This is a genomic window from Bradyrhizobium sp. 44, from assembly GCF_023073095.1.
GTDB lineage: Bacteria > Pseudomonadota > Alphaproteobacteria > Rhizobiales > Xanthobacteraceae > Bradyrhizobium.
Genome location: NZ_JADPIY010000016.1, coordinates 761,292 through 782,563 on the forward strand (window position 1 = coordinate 761,292; position 21,272 = coordinate 782,563).

Sequence of the window (21,272 nt, forward strand, 5' to 3'; positions counted from 1 at the left end):
AGTTAAACCGCTACGTCCTGCGCCACGGCGTGACGGTCACCCCGTGCGCGGCGTCGAGCAGATACGGCGCGCCCGGTTTCATCCCGTGTGAGGCCAGCACCTGCTGAGGCGTCCGCGCCGGCACTTCCACAAAACAGCCTTCGCCGCCGGGCAGCCGCAGATGCTGGGCTTCCGACAGCCAGAACGTGTCGTAGCGGTTCATGAACATGTCGAACACGACGGGGCCGCCGATGATTGCGACCGTGCCGGAGGCGACATCGGCAAACGCACAGGCGTCTTCGAAGCTGACGTGATCCGGATTCCACAAGGTCGCGTTCGGCATTTCGGGATCGACGGTCAGAGCCTTGATCTTGCGGGTCAGGATCAGGCGCTTGCGCTTGGGTGAATTCGGCTGCTGCTCGTGCGAGTGACGGCCGTGCACGATCAGCGCAGCGCGATCGAGCGCCTGCTCGAAGAACAGCTTGTCGCCTTCGAATTTCAGGCTGTCGGGCATGACATGCGCCGCGTCGGCGAGCATGCCGTCCGCGGAGACGATGACGTAGCCTTCGATGCGAAAGGACAAGGCGCGGCTATTCGGAAACCGTCGTCACGACGCTGTTGACCGGCCGGGTGCTCACCGTCGGCAGCTTGACGTCCTTGAGCAGCTCCTGATCGTATTCCGGCAGCGTAGAGGCCGGGAACTTGGCGCGCATCGCCACCACCTTGTAGCCGCCGGCCTTCAGGCGCTTGAGCAATTCGGGCAGGGCCTCCGCGGTGTGCTTCTGGAAGTCGTGCATCAGGATGATGCCCTTGCCCTTGCTGTCCAGCTTCTTCATGACGGTCTCGACCACCTTCTCGGGCTTTGAGGCCTTGAAGTCGAAGGAGTCGATGTCGCAGGAGAAGATCGCCGTGTTGCGATTGCCGAGATAGGTGACCATCTCCGGCGGATGCTGGAGCGCCGGGAAGCGGAAGAAAGGCGAGGGCGAAATGCCGCCGAGCGCCCATTTCACTGCGGAAAGGCCCTTCTCGATCTCTTCCTTGCGCTGCGCTTCCGTGAGCTTCTTGTTGTTGAGATTGGCGTGCGACCAGGTGTGGGTGCCCACGGTGTGGCCGGCCGCGTAGACCTGCTTGAGGATCTCCGGCTCGTACGTCGCGTGCTTGCCGATCGAGAAGAAGATGCCGGTGGTGCACTCGTCGGCGAGCGCCTTCAGCACCGCAGGCGTGTTCTTGGGCCAGGGGCCGTCGTCGAAGGTCAGCACGACCTCCTTGTCGCGCAGGAAATCGAGCTCCTTGAAATGCTCGAAGCCGAAGCCGGGACCGCCCGTGGTGTCGATCTCGACGGTGCGGGCGACGCCCAAGGCGCCCGGCGTGTTGCAAGCCGCGCGCGCGGGCTGCGGCGCCTGTTTAGGCGCGGGAGGATTGACGAAGCCCGCCGGCGCGGCGGCTGCTGCAGGAGCGGGTGCCGGAGCCGCAGCGGGCGCAGCCGCAGCCGGTGTTGCCGCCGGTGGGGCTTGCGTCGCGGCAGCGGGCTTTGCAGCCGGGGTCTGCGACCATGCCGCGCTCGTCATCGCCAGAGACATCGCGCTTGCCAAAATCAGTCCTGCCGCGACACGCATGGTGTTGTCCTCGAGGTTGATCCCGTTGTTCCGCCGCGGCTTTTCGCCTCCGGCAAAACCATCCTGCCCCTAACGATCCTAGCCTAGATGGTGGGCCCTCGCCATTGCAACGGCTGTTTGGCGCCCCACCGCAATTGTGCCCAACCGGGTTGCGGGACATGCGCCGTCAAGTGTCGGCCAGCGCCTTGGCGATCGCCGTCTTGATCCGCGTGTCGGCCGGCTCGACCGTGGATGCAAAGACGTCGGCGATATAGCCGTCCCGGCCGATCAGATATTTGTGGAAGTTCCAGCGTGGAACATCTTTGGGGCGCGCCTCTGCCGCCCATTTGTAGAACGGATGCGCTTTCGCACCGACCACGACAGCCTTGGCCGCGATCGGGAAGGTAACGCCGTATTGGTGGTGGGCGGTCTCCGAGATCTCGCTGGTGCCGCCGGGCTCCTGTCCGCCGAAGTCGTTGGAGGGCACGCCAATGACGGTGAGGCCGCGTTGGCGAAACTCGCCCCAGATGTCTTGCAGGCCAGCGTATTGCGGCGTGTAACCGCAGAGCGAAGCGGTGTTGACCACCAGCAGCGGTTTGCCGGTGAAGGCCGCAAGGCGGATGTCGCCGCCTGACAATGCCGGGAAAGAGAAGGCGTAGGCGGAGATTCGGCTCATGCCGCCATCCGCCAGTGCACGCGTCACCGGCGCCAGCGTGCCTGCAAAGGCGGCGATGAGCATCGTCCTGCGGTTCATCATGACGGCGTCCCCCGAAATGATACGAGGCACATGTTACCCCGCCGCTGCGAGCGGCCTCGTCAACACCGCGTTATCTGCCGCGATAAAGCCCGCTAGTACAGGCGGACGATGAAATCGGTGCCTTCGCCAGTCTCGCCCTGGTTGATGCCCTGGTCGGAGACGATGATCGAGCCGCCTGACGTCAGCATTTCGTTGATCTTCGTGATCGTGTCGGCCGGGACCGAGATGCGGTCGAGGGCTTCGGCCGGGCTGTCCGGCGTGACCACAGGCTTGGCAGCGACGGGAATCACGGCTGCGCCACGCTGGTGGCCTGTCATGCGGCGATCATCCTCGCGCGCGGCAGAGCGGACGGACACCGGCAAGGACACCACCGACCAATGCAGTGCATTGGAATCGGCCTTGTCGACTTCGGCGGTAAAGACATGCGTGCCGAGCGGTCGGTCGCTCGCGGCGATCGTGACAGGCACCTCGAACAGCGGCGCAAAGTTCTGCCGCACGTAGAGCTTGGAATCCTTGCGGCTGATGAAGACCGCGATCTGGCCCGCGCGCTTGGGCGCTTCAGGTTTCGCCACGGGCGCCGGATCGGCAACGCGGGTTTCGTCCTTCTTGACGTCGGGCGTGGCCGCCTGCGCTGGAGCCACGGCCGGTGCATCGGGCGTCTTCGCGGGTTCGGCGGTTTCGGACTTCGGCGTCTCCGCGGCCTCGACAGGCTTCGCTTCAGTGTTCGCGGGCTGCGCGGCATCTCCGGCCTGGGGCTTGGCCGCGTCCGCCGCCTCAGCGGTCTTGGTCTCGGGCTTTGCGGTGGTCTCGGTCTGGTCGGCCGAGGCCTCCTCGCGGACCGGGGCATATCCGGTGGTCACGTCCGACAACACGGTGTGGCCGACCGACGAGCGCAGCTCGAGCACGCCGTCCGCGCTGGCAGTCTTCGTTTCAACCGGCTTTGCTTCGGTGGCCCCGGTATTGGCCGCGCCCTTGTCGGCCTTCTCGGCGGCATTGGTCTGCGGCTCCAGGCTGGCCGCGGGTTGCGGCGGAACGCGCATCGAGGCAAGCAGCGGATGTGAGAAGTTCTGCGGTGACATCTGCCCGGGCGAAACGATCACGCGCGCGCCCATCCTGGTCCAGTTCCACATCTTCACAGCGAACGCCATCGGCATGCGGATGCAGCCGTGCGAGGCCGGATAGCCCGGCAGCACACCGGCATGCATGGCAACGCCCGACCACGTGATCCGCTGCATGTACGGCATCGGCGCGCCGCTATAGATGTTGGAATGGTGGAATTTGTGCTTCTGGATGACGCTGAACACACCCATCGGCGTCGAATGGCCCTTCATGCCCGTCGACACCGGGGATTCCGCGAACACGCCCTTGGTGTCGTAGACCGTGACCTTCTGCCGGTCGATCGAGACGACGATGACGAGAGGACCCTGCGGTTTCGTGCCGGCTTCTTTTTCGGCAACGAGGTCTTTCTTGCCGGCCGCACCACGCTTCTGCGGCTTCTGGCGCGGGACTTCGGGATGGCGCTCCTGGCGCCCGTAGGACCCGTCGGAATAATCCGTCCAGTAATAAAACGCTGCGTCCGCCTGGCTCGCCGTGCCGATCGCACCCGCCGCCGTCAAAATGGCGACCTGCCAGAATCGCGCCGGCTTGGCAGAAAAACCAGACCCGTTCACGCTGTTCATCATCGAATCCATAATCCAAATCAGATGTTAGTCTCTCAGAGGGGATACGCGTTCACCAGCACGGCGGTTCTGCGATCAGCTACTTTTGTCCAAAGCGTAGCAAAAAAGCCTCACGGAGCGGTAAACGGCGGCCGTATCGGCCTGCCGATCGTCTTCCTGATCGGTCGCCTCATACCTACATTGCTGGGACTTGTTACTGGAGAACTTCATGTCATCTCGTTTCCCCAGTCTTTCCAGCATCCGCTTGAAAGGCCTCGCTTTATTTCTCCTGGCGCTGACCGTGCCTGCGGCGTCCGCATCCGCCGCGGACGAGCCGGATCTGATCTTCCGCCGCTCGACCGTGTTCAAATGGATGAGCCCGAACGACAAGCTTGCGACCTATGGTCTCGACGATCCTGAAGTCGAGGGCGTGGCCTGTCATTTCACGGTGCCGGAGAAGGGCGGCTTCAAGGGCTGGCTGGGCCTTGCCGAGGAGGTCTCGGACATTTCGCTCGCCTGCCGTCAGGTCGGCCCGATCAAGTTCAAGAACAAGATGGAGCAGGGCGACGACATGTTCCGCCAGCGCCGCTCGCTGTTCTTCAAGAAGATGCAGATCGTGCGCGGCTGTGACGCCAAGCGCAACGTGCTGGTCTACATGGTCTATTCGGACAGGCTGATCGAGGGCTCGCCGAAGAACTCGACCTCGACCGTCCCGGTCATGCCGTGGGGACCGGCGGACGCAAACGTCCAGAAGTGCGGAGAGTTCTTCACTCAGTGACGCTCTTGCGTTCACTCACTGACGCGTTTGCGTTCACTCGGTGATGTCAGCGCGGCTGGCGCGCGGTTTTGCAAGATGCGAGCCGGTCAGCCGCACGAATGATTGCGGTGTGGCCTCAAACCCACGGCTCGATTGCAGCGCCATTTCGCCAGGCGAATTGGCGCTGCTGCGAACAGACCGTTGCTCCCGGCGGTCCGTTCGTTGGTCCGCATCGCGCGTCGTTGCGCGATTCTGCGCCGTCATGATGGCCGTTCCTCACATGAACGCGCTCGGTGATTCCGGGCGTCTCGGTCTCGATAGCTTGGGTCGCCGTCGAAGCGCCCCCGGTTCGACGGGGCCCAGCCGTCGTTCGGCTTCTCTTCAGCACAAAAACGTAAAACGCATGTGAAGGGTGTGAGGCGGGATCATGACGGCGCCAGCATTCCGGCGCGCAGTCGAGCGCGCACGGAACCTGCCAAGCCACATTGGGCGGCCGCACGACCCATCTGAAAAGATTGAGATTTTCCCTCGAATATGTCGTCGCCCCGAGCGGGACGAAACAATTCTCACGGAGATGAAACCATTTTCCGGCTTTGGCGCATCACGCGCGAAACCGCCCATGGTTATCAACCTCACAACGACGACGGCGCACGCCGGCCAGAGAATTAGGAGACAAGTCCATGCGCACGCTCAGCCTCATCCTTGCTTTCGCTTTCGTGCTCGCCGGCTCCTCGTTCGCGGGCTCGCCGGACGGCAATGTCCCAGGCATCGGTACTTTCCAGTACAGCGGCTCGCCGATCATGACCCCGGCGCCGCAGCCGATCGTGGTTGCCGCGCGCTTCTGATCGCCAACAAGAAAAATCAGCCGATAAAGGCCATCATGATTGTTCGTACCTTAGCTGCGGCGTTCATATTCCTTCTGACGATCAGTGCCGTTCAGGCGCAGGTGCGCTCTCCCTCCAGATTACCCGATCCCCGTACCGAGTTCGTGAGGCAATGCGCGCCGCGCATGCTCGGGCGATGGGAGCATCCGGAAGAGGTCTGCGGCTGCCTGCACGATCATGCTGCCGCCGTCGTCGAGGATCGCGATCTCCGCGAGGCCCTGCTGCGCGGCATCAGCGAGACCGGGGTGCCGACGATCGAGACCGACTGGGTGCCGGCCGCAAAGCAGACCGAAATCGGCCCGACCTTCACCAAGATCGCCAAGCCGACCCTGCAATGTATGTTCGATCCGGCGAAGTAGCGCTCATCGCTTTGATTTCGGACCAAACCGCGACACGCAGGTGCTCGTCCGTGCGACGCCCTTGTCGGTCATCTTGGCGCCGCGCACTTCCTTGACCTGTCCGGCGGGACAGGTTCCGTCGTCCACTTGCACGCGCTGGCCGAGCTTGAGATCGACGATGTCCTGCTCGCGTCCGACCGTGCCTGCGCGCGCGGTCGCGGCGAGTGCGATGAAGATCAGGAGCGAGAGGCAAGTCGCGCGGCGTAGCAGCATGGTGTGAGCTCCCGGCATCGATGCCGCAATGTAGAGAGCGGCAGCCGATTCTCATAGTGAGCGTTCGTCATGCCCGCCGGGCACGCAAGGCCGCTCGCGATTCCCGCGCGAGCCGCTCGGCGGATGCGACGAGCTTCGGAACCGCGTGGCCGGAAAATCCCAGCACGAAACCGGGAAGAGGACGCGCGCGTGAATAGGTGTCGGCCAACAGCCAGCCTTCGGCGCCGGCGGCCTGCTTGGCGTCTGCCGCCACAGCCAGATCGACCGAGGGATCGAACCGAGCGACAAGATGCAGACCCTGTGATGGGACCGGCACCGACAGCACGCCCTCGGATTCGGCTTCGAGCGTCCCGGCCAGCGCGTCGCGCGCCTCGCGGTAAAGCTTGCGCACGCGCTTCAGGTTCGCCGCGAACGCGCCGGAATTGAGCATGTCGGCCACCGCGCCCTCCATCAGCGTGCCGGGAAAGCGGTCGAGCGCGGCCCGCGCGGCGGTGACATCCGCAATCAAGCGCTCGGGCAGGGCGCAATAGCCGATGCGCAGGCCCGGAAACAACGTCTTGGCGAACGTGCCCATGTAGATCACCCGCTGGAGGTGATCGATGCCGGCCAGCGACATCAGCGGCGCGCCGTCGTAACGGAATTCGCTGTCGTAATCGTCTTCCAGCACGAAGGCGCCGGCCTGCCTGGCCCAGTCCAGCAGCTCGAGCCGCCGCGGCATCGACATCTGCACACCCAGCGGAAACTGGTGCGACGGGGTCACATAGGCTGCGCGCGCGGACGGCGCCGCTGCGCGGCCTTTGGCGACACGCATGCCGTGCGCGTCGACGGGAACGGACACGGCACGATAGCCGCAATGCGCGATGGTTTTCCGCGCAGCGGGGTAGCCGGGGTCTTCGCACCAGACCTGGTCGTTGGGCTTCAGGATCGCGCTCAGCACGATGCGCAGCGCGTGCAGCGTGCCCGACGTCAGCATGATCTGATCGGGATCGCAGCGCAGGCCCCGCGCCGACAACAGATGATCGGCGATCGCCGCACGCAGCTCGCGGCTGCCACGGGGATCGCCATAGTGCAGATGCTCCGCGCCGAAGGCGCGCATGCGACGGCCGACAAAAGCCCGGAAACGCTGCACGGCGCGCGCGTCGATATGGGTGCAGCCGAGCGAAAACGCGCCTTGCCCCGGCGTTTCGACGCTGACCTTCGGCCGCTTCGGCTCGGCTGCGCGCGCGGGGATGCGCGCGGCGACGAAGGTGCCGGAACCGACGGTGGCGTCGGCAAAGCCGTCGGCAATCAGCCGCTCATAGGCGGTGACGACGGCATTGCGCCGAAAGCCAGTCTGTTTGGCCAGCGTGCGCGACGGCGGCAGCGGCTCGCCGGGTTTCACCAGACCGCCGACGATCATCTCGCACAGCGCCTGATACAGCCGGTGCGCCGACGAGGCGCCAGCCGTGATGTGCGGGCCTGCGAGGTCGAGCGGCAGCTCGGCTTTGGCCGGCGAGGAGACGGAATTGGTCGGAATTTTTCGCATGGAATTGGCACTATCGCAGACCAAATCCGTGGCTACAACTGCGCTGGAAGTGATCCAATCCGACAGGAGCGGCCGTGAGCCAGACCGAGAACCAAAATTCCTATCCGACATCCGCGCGCAACCAGGTGAAGCGCCGTCACGACCGCGGCTTCTACGATCACGACACCGTTCATCGCATCCTGGATTCCTCGATGCTCTGCCACGTCTCCTACGCGATCGACGGCCAACCCTATTGCACGCCGACCTTCTTCTGGCGTGAAGGGACGAAGCTGTACTGGCACGGCTCGAGCGCCAGCCGCATGCTGCGCAACCAGACCCGGGGCGAGCGTGTGTGCCTGACGGTCGCCCATCTCGACAGCCTGGTGCTGGCGCGCTGCGGATTCAATCACTCGGCTGACTACCGCGCGGTGATGGCATTCGGCACCGCCTATCTCGTCACCGATCCCGAGGAGAAGGATCGCGCGGTGATCGCCATGGTCGATCGCTTCTTCCCGGACCGCACCGCGAGCCTGCGGGCGAGCAACACGCAGGAGATCAAGGCGACCTCCTTTATCGCGATGGAGATCGAGGAGGCCTCCGCGAAAGTCCGCGCCAAGGGTGTCGCCGACGACGACGAGGACTATGAATTGCCGATCTATGCCGAGCGCATCCCGGTACGCACCGTGCTCGGCGCGCCGGAGCCTTGCCCGCGGCTGCTTGAGGGCGTGCGCCGACCGGCGACACTGAATGGCTATTCGGAGGGCCGGCTGCTCGAAGATGCATTGCGGGATGCCTATTTTGCAGAGTACCCGAACGGCTGAAATCGGCTAGCTTGCGCTCCATCGATGATCTCAATGCCCGATTGGAGTTGCCTGATGAATGCCGAAACGCAGCAGAGGATTCTTGACGCCGTTGATGCCGGCTTCGAAGCCCAACTCGCGACCACACGCGATTTCGTCGCGATCCCCTCGACTCGCGGTGCGGAGGGACCGTGCCAGGACATGATCGGCGACCTCCTGCGCGTGCGCGGCTACGAGGTCGACGACTGGCACATCGATGTCGACGACCTCAAGGATCTGCGCGGCTTCGGGCCCATCGAGCACGATTTTTCGAAGGCGCGCACTGTGGTCGGCACGTACCGGCCCAAAACTGAGGCGGGCAAATCGCTGATCCTCCAGGGCCATTGCGACGTCGTACCGGCCGGCCCGCTAGAACTGTGGGACACCCCGCCGTTCTCGCCCGTCATCAAGGACGGCAAGATGTTCGGTCGCGGTGCCTGCGACATGAAGTCGGGCACCATCGCAGCTCTCTCCGCGCTCGATGCGATCAAGGCCGCGGGCCTCAGGCCGACGGCGCGGATTCACTTCCAGTCCGTGATCGAGGAGGAGAGCACCGGCGTCGGCGCGCTCTCGACGCTTCAGCGCGGCTATCGCGCGGATGCTTGCTTCATTCCTGAGCCGACCGGCGGCAAGATGGTGCGCTCGCAGGTCGGCGTGATCTGGTTCCGCCTGCGCGTGAAGGGCCATCCGACCCACGTCGCCTTCGCCGGCTCCGGCGCGAACGCAATCATGGCGGCCTATCATTTGATCCAGGCGCTGCAAAAACTCGAGATCGAGTGGAACGAGCGGGCGAAAGCCGATCGTCACTTCAAGACGCTGAACCATCCCATCAACTTCAACCCCGGCATCATCAAGGGCGGCGACTGGGCCTCCAGCGTGCCGGCCTGGTGCGACGTCGATTGCCGGATTGCCGTGTTGCCGGGCTGGTCGATCGCCGATCACCAGAAGGAGATCATGGCTTGCGTTGCGGCTGCCGCGCGCAACCATCGTTTCCTCGCCAATAATCCCCCGGAGGTCGAATGGTCGGGCTTCTTGTCGGAAGGCTATGAGCTGACCGACGCCGCCGCGCCGGAAGCCGCGTTCGGGAAGGCCTTCAGCGCCGTCTATGGCGGCCAAATCGAAGACCTCGTCTTCACCGCGCTCACCGACACGCGCTTCTACGGCCTCAATCACGGTATCCCGAGCCTGTGCTTCGGCGCGAGTGGCGGCGAGATGCACGGCTTCAATGAATATGTCGATCTGCAATCGCTGAAGAAGACGACCAAGGCCATGGCGCTGTTCATCGCGGATTGGTGCGGGGTGGAGAAGGGGTAGGGGCCTTCCGTCGTCATTGCGAGGAGCCCTTGCGACGAAGCAATCCGGACTGCCACCGCGGAGGCAGACTGGATTGCTTCCGCCTTCGCTAAAGCTTCGGCGGACAAGTCGCTGCCCTCGCAATGACGGGAGCTGCCCAATCCACCGGCGTTCCAAAATCCTTTAAGCTTAAACTAAAGACTAGGACGCCGCCCGCGCCGGTGGCAGACTGGCGCCAGGTCCACAAGGTCTTGAGTCCGTCGAGGAAGTCACGATGCGCGATTGGGATGACGCTTACGCCAATTCGGCCCATATCCCGGGCTCGGACAAGATACCGGCGCTGTGGGCGGAGCGCGCGGCGGCTTATCGCGCCGGACTGAAGGAGTTTCGCGCCGACATCGCCTATGGCCCCGGCGAGCGCCAGCGCCTCGACCTGATCTTGCCCGACGGCGACAGCAAGGGCCTCGTCGTCTTCGTCCACGGCGGCTATTGGATGCGCTTCGACAAATCGGCGTGGACTGATCTCGCCGAAGGCGCGCGGCATCACGGCTGGACGGTGGCACTGCCAAGCTACACGCTGACGCCGGCCGCGCGCATCTCCGACATTACGGCGGAAATCACCGTAGCGATCGCCAAGGCGGCCGCGCTCGTCGCGGGACCGATCCGGCTCGCCGGCCATTCCGCGGGCGGGCATCTCGTTACGCGCATGCTGTGCGACGACAGCCGGCTGGAGCCCGCCGTCTTCAACCGCATCGCCGGGACGCTGTCCATCAGCGGCCTGCATGATCTGCGTCCGCTGCTCAAGACCAGGATGAACGACACCCTGCGCATGACGATGGAGGAGGCGACGCTGGAAAGCGCGGCGCTGCATCTGCCGCGCGGGCCTTCACCCGTGACCGCCTGGGTCGGTGGCAACGAGCGGCCCGAATTCATCCGCCAGTCCGATCTGGTGGCCAATGTCTGGACTGGATTCGACGTGCCGACGCGTCTTGTCGTCGATCCCGGGCTGAACCATTTCACCGTGATCGACGCCCTCAAGGAGCCGTCGTCGCCAATCACCGCGCGCCTGATCGGCCTCGACTGAGGAGGCCTTAAAGATCGATCGAAAGGGCATGCCATGACGTCCAGCGAATACGATCCCGCAAGCGAAGGCGCCGAGACCGATTTCGCCCGGCGCATGTCCTACGGCAACTATCTGGCGCTGGACGCGATCCTCGGTGCGCAGCATCCGCTGTCGGAAGCGCATGACGAGATGCTGTTCATCATCCAGCATCAGACCACCGAACTCTGGATGCGGCTCGCCATCCACGAGCTCAGCGCCGCACGTCGTTCGATCGCGAAGGATGAAGTGCAGCCTGCGATGAAGATGCTGGCACGGATGTCGCGTATCTTCGAGCAGCTCAACGGCGCCTGGGACGTGCTGCGCACCATGACGCCCAGCGAGTATACGCGCTTCCGCTCGCAGCTTGGCCAGTCCTCAGGCTTCCAGTCGCGGCAATACCGGTTGATCGAATTCCTGCTGGGCAACCGCAACCACGCCATGCTCAAGCCGCACGCGCACGATCTGGAAACCACGCAGCTGCTCGAAGCCGAGCTCGCGACGCCAAGCCTCTATGACGAGGTACTGCGGCTCGCCGACCGCAACGGGCTCAAGATGCCTGCGGCCGTGCTGGCGCGCGATGTTCGCGAGACCCATAGCTTCAACGAAGGTGTGCTGCAGGCCTGGCGTATCGTCTACGAAGCGCCGGAAACGCACTGGATGCTCTACGAGCTGGCCGAGAAGCTGGTCGATTTCGAGGATTATTTCCGGCGCTGGCGCTTCAACCATGTGACGACAGTCGAGCGCGTCATCGGCTTCAAGCGCGGCACCGGCGGCACCGGCGGCGTCAGCTACCTCAAGCGCATGCTGGAGGTCGAGCTGTTTCCCGAGCTCTGGCGCGTGCGCACGATCCTGTAGAGATTTCCGTAGAGAATTCGATGACCAAGCTTCGCGTTTACGACGACACCAAAGCGCTGTTCCATATGCCCGACGGCGTCATCTATCTCGACGGCAATTCGCTCGGCGCGCTGCCGCTTGGCGTGGCCGAGCGCGTCAGTCGCGTCATCACCGCCGAGTGGGGCGATGAGTTGATCCGCGCCTGGAACACAGCGGGCTGGTATGCCCAGCCGCGTCATGTCGGGGATCGCATCGCGCGACTGATCGGCGCGGAAGCCGGCTCCATCATGGTCGGAGATACGCTGTCGCTCAAGGTCTATCAGGCGCTCGCCGCCGCGCTCGATATGAACGCATCGCGCAAGGTCGTCCTGTCGGACACCGGTAATTTTCCGACCGACCTCTATATGGCCGAAGGCCTGATCGCGACGCTCGGCCGTGGCCATCAATTGCGCCTGGTCGCGCCGGAGGAGATCGAGGCGTCGTTGTCGGAGGAGATCGCGGTGCTCTACATCACCGAGGTCGATTACCGCACCGGACGGCGCCACAACATGGCGAAGCTGACTGCAAGAGCGCATGCGCTCGGCATCGTCACGGTATGGGACCTCGCGCATTCGGCCGGCGCGCTGCCGGTTGACCTTGCAGGCACCGGCGCTGATTTCGCCGCCGGATGCACCTACAAATACATCAACGCCGGTCCCGGCGCGCCAGCCTTCCTCTACGTCGCGCCGCGCCACGCCGACAGCGTGCGAGCCGCTTTGTCGGGGTGGATGGGGCACGCAAAGCCGTTCGCGTTCGAGCTTGCCTATGCAGCCGCGGGCGGTGTCGAGCGCATGCGCGTCGGCACGCCGCCGGTGCTGGCAATGGCGGCGCTGGAGGCTTCGCTCGACATCTGGGACCGCGTCGATATCAGGGAAGTCCGCGCGCGTTCGCTGGCGCTCGGCGATCTCCTGATTGCCGAGGTCGAACGCCGCTGTCCGTCCTTGAAGCTCGTCACGCCGCGCACGCATGAGCGTCGCGGCTCGCAAGTCTCCTTCGCCTTCGCAGGCGGCTACGCTGCGATGCAGGCCCTCATCGCCCGCGGCGTGATCGGCGATTTCCGCGCGCCTGACATTATGAGGTTTGGCATCACGCCGCTGTATATTGGCGAGGCCGAGGTGATGAAGGCAGCCGAGTTCATCGAGGAGGTGATCGCGGGCGAGATTTGGCGGCGGCCGGAGTATCAGGTGGTGAATGCGGTAACGTGAGGTACGAAGGCTGTCTCCCCCGTCCTTGCGAGCGCAGCGAAGCAATCCAAAATCTTTCCGCGGATACATTTCTGGATTGCTTCGCTGCGCTCGCAATGACGACCTCGGACGTCATTGCTTTGCCGCGCGGAGCAATTCACCCTGTGAGCAGAATGATTTGGGAGGAGATCCGATGACGCCGCTCGAGAAGCTTAAAGCAATGAAGATGCCGTTTGCCGAACTCAAGGGCGTCGAGTTCGTCGAGGCCGGGAAAGATCGCGTGGTGGCGCGGATGACGGTCAGGCCCGATCTCTGCACGCTTCATCACACCATCCACGGCGGCGCGGTGATGGCGCTGGCCGATTCCGTCGGCGCGGCGGCCACCGTGATCAATCTCCCGGAGGACGCCAAGGGCACGACCACGCTTGAGAGCAAGACCAACTTTATCGGGGGGGCCAAGGAGGGAACCACGGTGATCGCGACCGCCACCCCAGTCCACAGAGGCCGGCGAACCCAGGTCTGGACCACCCGGCTGGAGACCGAGGACGGCAAGCTGGTCGCCGTGGTGACGCAGACCCAGCTGGTCCTCGTATGAATACGGGGGCTTGATTTTGTTAACGAATGAGTCGCCTCCCATGCCCGAAACTTTGGCAGGTTCCCGTCTTGAAAAATTTGTTGCGATGCACAATATTGGAGGCCTAGGGATTCGAACGCCTCCTCGAGGGACACCAAGAGGAGTTTTGACTTGTCACTCGCAGCAGATTTTGGACTTGAAGTAACCAGCCGCCCGAAGTCCGTTCAGGGCTACGTGCGCACGTTGAGCCAGCAGGAAGAATTGCCGCTCTTGCGCGATCACCTGCTGAGGCTTGATGCCGAAAGCCGGCACGACCGCTTCAACGGTTTTCTCGACGACAGTTTCATCGAGCGTTACGCCGCCCGTTGCGCCGAGGACGGCACCGTGATCGTCGCCTATATCGTCGACGGCGTGGTCCGCGGGGCGGCCGAGTTGCATCCGCCCGAGGGCGATTCGCTGCCCGAGGTCGCCTTCAGCGTGGAAGCCTCGGCGCGGCGCCAGAACGTCGGCACCGTGCTGTTCAGCCGCCTGATCGCGGAAGCGCGCTGGAAAGGCTACAAGCGCCTGCGTATTACCACCGGCGCCGAGAATCACGCGATGCGGGCGCTCGCCAGGAAGTTCGGCGCGCATCTGCAATTCCGTCATGGCGAATCGACCGGTACGATCGATCTCGCCAAGGCGCCCGAGGACGAACTCGCTGATCTCGCGGCCTCGCCATTCGCGGCCGGCCGCGCTCTGATCAGCTTCAACTCGACCTGCTGGAAGATCATTTCCAGCATCTACGGCAATCGCGCCGCCTGAAAAAGCCGATTGGAATCAAAAAAGCGGACCGGCAAAACCGGTCCGCTTTTGTATTCAGAATAGCGAGCTCAGGTGCCGGTGCGCTTGTCGTTGCCGAAGCGGCGCACGACACGGCGTTCGACCACCACCGAGCGCTGTGCGCCCTGTTCGCCGGCGATCACGCGGGTCGAGGTGATGCGGCTGTTGGTGCGAACCTGTTTCTTGACCTCTGCCTGGACGACATCGAGCGGCATGCCCATCAGGGCTGCGGCGATCTCAGCCTGCTGCTCCTGATCGTCGGTGATGCCGACGGCGGCGAAGATCGCCTCGTCCAGGGTCGGCGGATCGTGGCGCACGCGCCGCGTGCCATATTTGGTATTCCAGTCTGCGTTCATAACGGCCTCGTTTCGATGCCGGGATACCTAGTGCTGTCTATGTTGCATTGCAATATGAAATCGGTGTGGCATCTCAGCTATGCACCGGTCGGGCGTCAGGTGGTGACGCGTCACCGGCAACAACTGGACCCGCTGTTGTGGCCAGCGCTTCAGCGCCGCGTGGCCAGCTTCCGTCAGCCCGTAGATTCCCCGCTCGGTGCGTTCGAACCAGCCATACACATTGTTAAGCATGATCTTGCCGGCATCGGGACAGCGTTGGCGCAATTCGCTCACCCTCCGCGGGCCTACCGCAAGCTCCGAGGCGCAGGCCAGCGCCTGCTGCCGATAGGCCGTCATGATCGGCGCGCGCGTGCTGCCGCCCAGCACCGGATCGCCCTGGCGGCGCTGATGCTCTGCGACGAGGCGCGAACGGACCTTCGGCTCGCGGCGTGGCGCTGCCGTCGGCGGCTTCACCAGCACCTCGACCTGACCGCGGTCGGTCACCCCGAGCATGCCGAAGCCGAGGCGGCGACAGAGATTGCGATAGCGCGCGTCGGTCTCGCGTCCCTTGCCGCGCACCGACATCTTTGCGGCAATCCAGACCTCGTCGCCGGCCGGTGCACGATCGACCGCCTGAAGGATCAGCTCGAGATTGAAGCTCAGCTTGAGCTCGCCGATCACGACTACCGGCGGATCGCCGGCGCTGAGGCCCACGAGATCGCAGCCGCCGATCTCGCCCTTGACCGTGAAGCCGAGCTCTTCGAGGAAGCGTTTGACAGGCAGATAGAGCGTGGTTTCCAAAGAAAGCTTCCGGGTGTCACGTCCGATCGGAGAATCAGTTGCGGCAGTTTAGCCCGGAACGGGCTTGGGGCTCTGCGCCATTTGATCGGGAACCGATGATCCGGCTGTTGGCGAGAAAATCGCACTCACCGGCGAGCAGAGCATCCGTTTCAAAGGCAATCTCCGGCTCTTGGGTGCCGGATTGACGCCTTTAGCCTATGAGACGGTCGCGTGCGAGCCGATCCGGAACCAGACGCAGGCTCCATCAGACTCGATAGCGAGGGCGCGATAACGTAGGCCGACTCTGGCGGACCAAAATCGTCCGACCCGTTTGAATTGAAGCGAGGGATGCGTTGGGTCGTTCTTCAGCAGCTTGAAATTGGCATCGGCGAGCCGCCGAGCATTGACGGGCAATGCCTCATAAGCCTTCCAGAATCTCGTGGAAGCTGTGTGCTTCACAAGTCGCGCGTTTGGGCGGCGCGATAATCGCTCAGCGCTTCCTCGGCAAATTGATCGAGCTTACCCGCCTTGATATCCTGCTCCAGGACCTGATCGAAGCGTTCAGCGTCGAACTGCTCGAACCATGCACGAAACCGGGCCAATTCGTCAGGCGTAAGTCGCTCGACCGCTTGCTCGATATCTTCCGTTGTCATGGTTCGAATATAGCAATGCAGGAAGGTTTAGAAAAGGTGGGCGGCAGTTGAACCTACACCCGCCCGCCGACCGGGATCAGCGCGCCGGTGACGCCGCTGGCGGCATCGCTGGCGAGGAACAGGATGACTTCGGTGAGCTCCTGCGGTGTCACCCATTTGGCGAAGTCGGCTTTCGGCATGTCGGCGCGGTTCGCCTTGGTGTCGATGATCGAGGGCAGCACCGCGTTCACGGTCACCTTGCCTTTCCACTCGCTCGCCAGCGCCTCGGTGAGCCGGTGGACACCGGCTTTCGACGCCGCATAGGGCCCCATGCCGGAGCCGGCCTGAAGCGCTCCCATGGCGCCGATATTGACGATGCGGCCGGCTGTGGACGCGGCCAGATGGGGCAGCGCCGCGTGTGAGGCGTTGAGCGCCGTCAGCAGGTTGAGCGCATGCATGTGCTGCCACGTCTTGACGTCGCCGTCGCCCACGGTCTCGGCGGCGAAGCCACCGGCGATGTTGACCAACACGTCGACCTTGCCAAAGTGTCTTGCCGCCACCGCGACCGCCGTCTTTGCTTGTGCCGCCTCGGACAGATCGACGCCGCCGATCTCGATGCGCTCAGGCGTCGCGGAGATTTGCGATGGCGCATGGTCGATGCCGGCCACGCGCGCGCCGCGCGACTGCGCCGTCTCGGCGACGACTTTTCCAAGTGCGCCGAGTGCTCCGGTCACGATCAGAACCTTGCCTTGCATCATCGTTCTCCCGGCACGGCCGTATAGGATTTATTCCCGCTTACGATTGCAAATAGCGCGCCTTCAGTGCGGTCCGTTCCGCTGTGCCGAGCTTGAGACCGTCGCGCAAGTAGGTTTCGAGATCGCCATACTCGCTACCGACGGCCTCGAAAGCAGCGGCAAGATACGAGGCCTCGACGGTGCCGATCGCGTCGAGAACATCGGCGGGAAGATCGGAGACATTTGATGCGTCGCGCTTGTAGTGCCGGTTGGTCAAGAGGTAGTCCTCGGCAATGATTTCGTCGGCGACGCCGAGCGCATGCAGGATCAGCGCGCTGGCAAAGCCGGTGCGGTCCTTGCCGGCGGTGCAATGAATGACCAGTGGCGCGCGGTCCTCCAGGAGATGTCCGAACAGGTTGCGGAAACTGGCCGTGTTGTGGCGGACGTAGTTGCGATAGGATTCGCGCATGAGTTCGAGCGCGACCGGCGCGGTCAGCCTGCCTCTGGCGACCTCGGCGCGCAGCGCGGCCACGACCGTCGGCTCGATCGGCAGTGAGTGCACGGCGATCTCGCTGACCCCGCAGACACCCGCCGCGCGCTCCTCGACGCCGCGAAAATCGAAGGCGCTGCGCACGCCCAGCGCGCGGACGATCTCGACATCGGCGGCAGTGAGCTGGCCGAGATGGTTGGAGCGGAAGATGTGCCGCCAGCGCGTGGTGCGGCCATCTGCGGTCGGATAACCGCCGAGGTCGCGAAAATTGCTGGCGCCTTGCAGGGCGAGATGGCGGGTAGGGGAGTCTTTCATGGAGGTGTCTTGTCACGCATCTGAAGCGGTCGGTGACCGCCTGTGCGACCATATGATCCCGCAATCAAGTCCGGAATCAAAAAGGGCCGAAACACCGTTGTTTCGACCCTTTTTCGACTGACGCCGGGCATTGAGAGACCGCGGCGGTATTGAACCGAACGCAGGCATCAGCGATCCCATTTCGGCTTGGCTTCATCGACTGCTTCCTGATGGTACCAGCTGCCGCTGCAAATCGTCTCGTTTACGGGGAGCGAGGCGTGGTTGGCGGGAAGGCCGGTCTCACCGTTGCGGCGCCCCCCGAGAGCCGAGCGGCCCCCGACAGGGAATTGGTAGATCTGTGCAGATCCGTGACTCAGTCCATTGTTCATCATTGCGGTATCTCCCGAGATCGCAGCGCTGGCCTCCATGGTGCGCCCGACTCGTTGGCTTGTGGTTACTGGAATCCCCATATCGGCCGTGCATTCCGAAATGCAAAGTGCTGAAAAGGAAATCAGCCTTGGCCTATTTTGTAGGCAGACTGCATTCTGCTTCCTCTAAGGCAGCGCTCGGGTGGCTAACGCGTGGGCCGTTGCGAAGGTTGCGGGCGACGGGCGCAGACTTGGCGAATATTGCCGGACGTTGATGCGCGTTTAGCCGGCAACCTCAGACCCGGGCCTGCCTGCTCCAGAATCGGGCGATTTCCGCGGGATTTTTGCGATGCAGCTTCACCAAAGGTGCGCCGCTATGACGCACGGCGCACTGGCCGATCCGCCGGGAGGGAGAGGGGGCCGGCGGCGGTGGAAAACCTCCCGCGCTGCGGCCTTTTGGCACGTTAAATGCTTGGAAAGGGTCGGCCGATGTTGGCCGGGTAAACAATCGTGCGGGGGCCTGCGGCCCCCACCTTTCGCATCATCTACAGAGAGGCTCAATGACCAAGTATAAGCTCGAGTACATCTGGCTCGACGGATATACGCCGACTCCGAACTTGCGCGGCAAAACTCAGATCAAGGAATTCGCGTCGTTCCCGACGCTCGAGCAGCTTCCGCTCTGGGGCTTCGATGGCTCCTCCACCCAGCAGGCTGAAGGCCACAGCTCCGATTGCGTGCTGAAGCCGGTCGCGGTGTTCCCGGATGGCGCCCGCACCAACGGTGTGCTCGTGATGTGCGAAGTCATGATGCCCGACGGCAAGACCCCGCACTCGACCAACAAGCGCGCCACCATTCTCGACGATTCCGGCGCCTGGTTCGGTTTCGAGCAGGAATACTTCTTCTACAAGGACGGCCGTCCGCTCGGCTTCCCAGCCTCCGGCTATCCGGCGCCCCAGGGTCCGTATTACACCGGCGTCGGCTTCTCGAACGTCGGCGACGTCGCCCGCAAGATCGTCGAAGAGCATCTCGACCTCTGCCTGGCTGCCGGCATCAACCATGAAGGCATCAACGCGGAAGTCGCGAAGGGCCAGTGGGAATTCCAGATCTTCGGCAAAGGCTCCAAGAAGGCCGCTGACGAAATGTGGATGGCCCGCTACCTGATGCTGCGCCTGACCGAGAAGTACGGCATCGACATCGAGTTCCACTGCAAGCCGCTCGGCGACACCGACTGGAACGGCTCCGGCATGCACGCCAACTTCTCGACCGAGTACATGCGTACGGTCGGCGGCAAGGAGTACTTCGAGGCGTTGATGGCGGCGTTCGACAAGAACCTGATGGACCACATCGCCGTCTACGGCCCGGACAACGACAAGCGTCTGACCGGCAAGCACGAGACCGCGCCCTGGAACAAGTTCAGCTACGGAATTGCCGATCGCGGTGCTTCCATCCGCGTGCCGCACTCCTTCGTCAACAATGGTTACAAGGGCTATCTGGAAGACCGTCGTCCGAATTCGCAGGGCGACCCATACCAGATCGCTTCGCAGATCCTGAAGACGATCGCTTCCGTGCCGGCCGACAAGAAGGCCGCCGCCTAAGATCCTCCCGGCCCGGGCTGGGGGGCTGGCCCGGGTTGGACTTCGATCCGCCGAAGCCGAAAGGCTTCGGCGGATTTTTCATTCTGATGACAGCCGTTGCGGAGACCCCTCGGACGTCATGGCGGGAAATTTGTCCATCGCCGCCGAAAGCGGGATAGAGTGCGCCTGGATGCGTGCAGGGCCGGGGACGGCTGGTGTTTGAAGGCTTCTACAAGGTGAGATTTCAGCTCGGCGACGGGGTCGGCCGGAGCGTGATGCATGCTGGCAACGGCAAGATGCTCGGCGGCAATTCGGCCTTCGCCCATATCGGCACCTACGCCAAAACCGAAGCCGGCGTCGACATCGTGATCAACACCGTCCGCCACAACCCCGATCCGACCTATCGCGCCATGGCGGGCACGGACGATGCGACCCTGCTGGCCAAGGGCTGGGCCGACGGCGATCTCTATCGCTTCAAGGGCGAGCTCAAGGAGTTGCCCGGCGTACCCTTTCAGTCGTTGATGACGCCGATCACCGAAGACGAGATGCCGATCGCCGGCGGCGTCGGCGAGGCCGGCATCGCCGACGGGCTTTACTCGGTGCATCTGCGCATGCTCGACGGCGTCGACGGCGGTCTCACCGGCGTGATGCTGCTCAACAAGGGCCGCATCCTCGGCGGCGACGCATCGTTCTACTATCTCGGCAGCTACACCGCCGCCAACGGGCGCTGGAAGGGCCAGATCCTCAATCAGGAGCACACGCCGGCCAACGACGATCCGATCTTCGGCGGCCACGAGGTCGGCATCGGCTTCTCCGGCACTTATGATGCCGAGGAGGCGGTCCTGGAGGCAACGGCGCTCGCCGGCAAGCGCAGCCTGCGCCTGACCGCCGCGCTCAAGCTGATGCACCGCGCCTGATCGCCACGGGAATCGCTGATGGAAACAATTCGCATGCTTTCGACGCTCGGCCTGATGGGCGCGATGCGCAGCCTGTCCTCCGCGCACGAGGCCGCGACCGGCGTCCGCATCGACGCCGACTTCGCGCCGACTCTGGCGCTGCTCAAACGGTTGCGGGACGGCGAGGCCGCCGATCTCGTGATCCTCACCCGCGAAGGGCTCGACGAGATGATCGGCGAGGGCCGCGTCGTCTCAGGGAACGCAGCCGACCTCGCACGCTCCTTCGTCGGCATCGCGGTGCGGGCAGGGCAAGCACATCCCGACATCGCCACCGCATCCGCGCTGCGCGACACGCTGCTGGCGGCGCGGTCCGTGGCCTATTCGCGGCTGGGCGCGAGCGGCGTGTACTTCGCCCAGCTGGTCGTCCGGATGGGGATCGCGGCAGAGATCAACGCCAAAGCCACCATCGTCGAGCAAGGCTTTACCGCAGAGCGGCTCGTGAGCGGCGAAGCTGACCTCGCTGTGCAGCAGATCAGCGAGCTGAAGCAGGTCGAAGGCATCGAGGTGGTCGGCCCGGTCCCGCACGATCTGCAAACGCCGGCCGTGTTCTCCGCCGGCCGGATGGCCAACGCCGAGCACGCCGACGCCGCGGACCGGCTGCTGCGCTATCTGGCATCGCCCGAGGTCATCCCCGTGCTGCGCCAATCGGGGCTGGAGCCTTGAATTTGCCGGGGCCACGA

Annotated in this window: 26 protein-coding genes; 13 read left to right on the forward strand and 13 right to left on the reverse strand. The window is 64.0% G+C overall.

The window, feature by feature from the left end:
* Positions 1–10: 10 nt before the first annotated feature.
* The 4 genes from IVB41_RS20115 to IVB41_RS20130 all read right to left on the reverse strand — a co-directional run bounded on the left by IVB41_RS20115 (position 11) and on the right by IVB41_RS20130 (position 4,010).
* Complete coding sequence (locus IVB41_RS20115) at positions 11–562, reverse strand: dihydrofolate reductase (RefSeq protein WP_027569711.1); 552 nt, start codon at positions 560–562, stop codon at positions 11–13.
* Positions 563–569: 7 nt separating this feature from the next.
* Positions 570–1,595, reverse strand: coding sequence for a polysaccharide deacetylase family protein (locus IVB41_RS20120; RefSeq protein ID WP_027569712.1), 1,026 nt, complete (start codon positions 1,593–1,595; stop codon positions 570–572).
* A gap of 166 nt (positions 1,596–1,761) precedes the next feature.
* On the reverse strand, positions 1,762–2,331 hold the full coding sequence (locus IVB41_RS20125) for a glutathione peroxidase (protein ID WP_247286354.1): 570 nt from the start codon (positions 2,329–2,331) through the stop codon (positions 1,762–1,764).
* A gap of 92 nt (positions 2,332–2,423) precedes the next feature.
* A complete protein-coding gene (locus tag IVB41_RS20130; protein ID WP_247434844.1) occupies positions 2,424–4,010 on the reverse strand; it encodes a L,D-transpeptidase family protein in 1,587 nt (528 codons plus the stop codon).
* A gap of 208 nt (positions 4,011–4,218) precedes the next feature.
* Between IVB41_RS20130 and IVB41_RS20135 the strand changes: the two genes are divergently transcribed.
* The 3 genes from IVB41_RS20135 to IVB41_RS20145 all read left to right on the forward strand — a co-directional run bounded on the left by IVB41_RS20135 (position 4,219) and on the right by IVB41_RS20145 (position 5,989).
* Entirely contained in the window at positions 4,219–4,767 is a 549-nt protein-coding gene (locus IVB41_RS20135; RefSeq protein ID WP_027569715.1) for a CreA family protein, read from the forward strand.
* Between the two features lie 659 nt (positions 4,768–5,426).
* Positions 5,427–5,591: a hypothetical protein gene (locus IVB41_RS20140; RefSeq protein ID WP_007591870.1), complete on the forward strand. Its 165-nt coding sequence runs from the start codon at positions 5,427–5,429 to the stop codon at positions 5,589–5,591.
* 35 nt (positions 5,592–5,626) lie between these two features.
* Positions 5,627–5,989, forward strand: a complete 363-nt coding sequence (locus IVB41_RS20145) for a hypothetical protein (RefSeq protein ID WP_247434183.1) — start codon at positions 5,627–5,629, stop codon at positions 5,987–5,989.
* A 3-nt stretch (positions 5,990–5,992) separates the two neighbouring features.
* Here IVB41_RS20145 and IVB41_RS20150 read toward each other — a convergent pair whose 3' ends face one another.
* Entirely contained in the window at positions 5,993–6,241 is a 249-nt protein-coding gene (locus IVB41_RS20150; protein ID WP_027517580.1) for a DUF6719 family protein, read from the reverse strand.
* 67 nt (positions 6,242–6,308) lie between these two features.
* Positions 6,309–7,766: a PLP-dependent aminotransferase family protein gene (locus tag IVB41_RS20155; RefSeq protein WP_247434187.1), complete on the reverse strand. Its 1,458-nt coding sequence runs from the start codon at positions 7,764–7,766 to the stop codon at positions 6,309–6,311.
* 74 nt (positions 7,767–7,840) lie between these two features.
* Between IVB41_RS20155 and IVB41_RS20160 the strand changes: the two genes are divergently transcribed.
* The 7 genes from IVB41_RS20160 (at position 7,841) to IVB41_RS20190 (ending at position 14,411) form a co-directional block, all read left to right on the forward strand.
* Positions 7,841–8,566, forward strand: coding sequence for a pyridoxamine 5'-phosphate oxidase family protein (locus IVB41_RS20160; protein WP_247434190.1), 726 nt, complete (start codon positions 7,841–7,843; stop codon positions 8,564–8,566).
* A 54-nt stretch (positions 8,567–8,620) separates the two neighbouring features.
* Positions 8,621–9,898 (forward strand): ArgE/DapE family deacylase, encoded by a 1,278-nt coding sequence (locus IVB41_RS20165; RefSeq protein ID WP_247434195.1) that lies wholly within the window; start codon positions 8,621–8,623, stop codon positions 9,896–9,898.
* Between the two features lie 253 nt (positions 9,899–10,151).
* Entirely contained in the window at positions 10,152–10,961 is an 810-nt protein-coding gene (locus IVB41_RS20170) for an alpha/beta hydrolase (RefSeq protein WP_247434198.1), read from the forward strand.
* A gap of 33 nt (positions 10,962–10,994) precedes the next feature.
* Positions 10,995–11,834, forward strand: a complete 840-nt coding sequence (gene kynA, locus IVB41_RS20175; protein ID WP_027569723.1) for a tryptophan 2,3-dioxygenase — start codon at positions 10,995–10,997, stop codon at positions 11,832–11,834.
* A gap of 20 nt (positions 11,835–11,854) precedes the next feature.
* On the forward strand, positions 11,855–13,057 hold the full coding sequence (kynU, locus tag IVB41_RS20180; protein ID WP_247408481.1) for a kynureninase: 1,203 nt from the start codon (positions 11,855–11,857) through the stop codon (positions 13,055–13,057).
* A 172-nt stretch (positions 13,058–13,229) separates the two neighbouring features.
* Positions 13,230–13,631 carry a PaaI family thioesterase gene (locus IVB41_RS20185; RefSeq protein WP_027569725.1) on the forward strand — a complete coding sequence of 134 codons (402 nt, stop codon included), beginning with the start codon at positions 13,230–13,232 and terminating at the stop codon, positions 13,629–13,631.
* Between the two features lie 150 nt (positions 13,632–13,781).
* On the forward strand, positions 13,782–14,411 hold the full coding sequence (locus IVB41_RS20190; RefSeq protein ID WP_007609461.1) for a GNAT family N-acetyltransferase: 630 nt from the start codon (positions 13,782–13,784) through the stop codon (positions 14,409–14,411).
* Positions 14,412–14,479: 68 nt separating this feature from the next.
* Here the strand turns inward: IVB41_RS20190 and IVB41_RS20195 are convergent, their stop codons facing one another.
* The 7 genes from IVB41_RS20195 to IVB41_RS20225 form a co-directional block, all read right to left on the reverse strand.
* Entirely contained in the window at positions 14,480–14,785 is a 306-nt protein-coding gene (locus IVB41_RS20195) for a hypothetical protein (protein WP_007591844.1), read from the reverse strand.
* Between the two features lie 27 nt (positions 14,786–14,812).
* Positions 14,813–15,565: a DUF2161 domain-containing phosphodiesterase gene (locus tag IVB41_RS20200; RefSeq protein WP_247434201.1), complete on the reverse strand. Its 753-nt coding sequence runs from the start codon at positions 15,563–15,565 to the stop codon at positions 14,813–14,815.
* A gap of 195 nt (positions 15,566–15,760) precedes the next feature.
* Entirely contained in the window at positions 15,761–16,003 is a 243-nt protein-coding gene (locus tag IVB41_RS35910; protein WP_247434205.1) for a hypothetical protein, read from the reverse strand.
* Entirely contained in the window at positions 16,000–16,197 is a 198-nt protein-coding gene (locus IVB41_RS20210) for a hypothetical protein (protein WP_027569729.1), read from the reverse strand. Before IVB41_RS20210 ends, IVB41_RS35910 begins: the two co-directional genes overlap by 4 nt.
* Positions 16,198–16,250: 53 nt before the next feature.
* A complete protein-coding gene (locus IVB41_RS20215; RefSeq protein ID WP_247434872.1) occupies positions 16,251–16,931 on the reverse strand; it encodes an SDR family oxidoreductase in 681 nt (226 codons plus the stop codon).
* Positions 16,932–16,971: 40 nt separating this feature from the next.
* Positions 16,972–17,715: a tyrosine-protein phosphatase gene (locus IVB41_RS20220; protein ID WP_247286341.1), complete on the reverse strand. Its 744-nt coding sequence runs from the start codon at positions 17,713–17,715 to the stop codon at positions 16,972–16,974.
* Between the two features lie 167 nt (positions 17,716–17,882).
* Positions 17,883–18,164, reverse strand: coding sequence for a DUF2735 domain-containing protein (locus IVB41_RS20225; protein ID WP_407062488.1), 282 nt, complete (start codon positions 18,162–18,164; stop codon positions 17,883–17,885).
* Between the two features lie 458 nt (positions 18,165–18,622).
* On the opposite strand from IVB41_RS20225, the gene IVB41_RS20230 reads away from it, so the two are divergent.
* The 3 genes from IVB41_RS20230 to IVB41_RS20240 all read left to right on the forward strand — a co-directional run bounded on the left by IVB41_RS20230 (position 18,623) and on the right by IVB41_RS20240 (position 21,255).
* Positions 18,623–19,657, forward strand: a complete 1,035-nt coding sequence (locus IVB41_RS20230) for a glutamine synthetase beta-grasp domain-containing protein (RefSeq protein ID WP_007591833.1) — start codon at positions 18,623–18,625, stop codon at positions 19,655–19,657.
* 194 nt (positions 19,658–19,851) lie between these two features.
* On the forward strand, positions 19,852–20,553 hold the full coding sequence (locus IVB41_RS20235) for a GrlR family regulatory protein (protein ID WP_247434208.1): 702 nt from the start codon (positions 19,852–19,854) through the stop codon (positions 20,551–20,553).
* 18 nt (positions 20,554–20,571) lie between these two features.
* A complete protein-coding gene (locus tag IVB41_RS20240) occupies positions 20,572–21,255 on the forward strand; it encodes a substrate-binding domain-containing protein (protein WP_247434211.1) in 684 nt (227 codons plus the stop codon).
* Positions 21,256–21,272 lie beyond the last annotated feature (17 nt).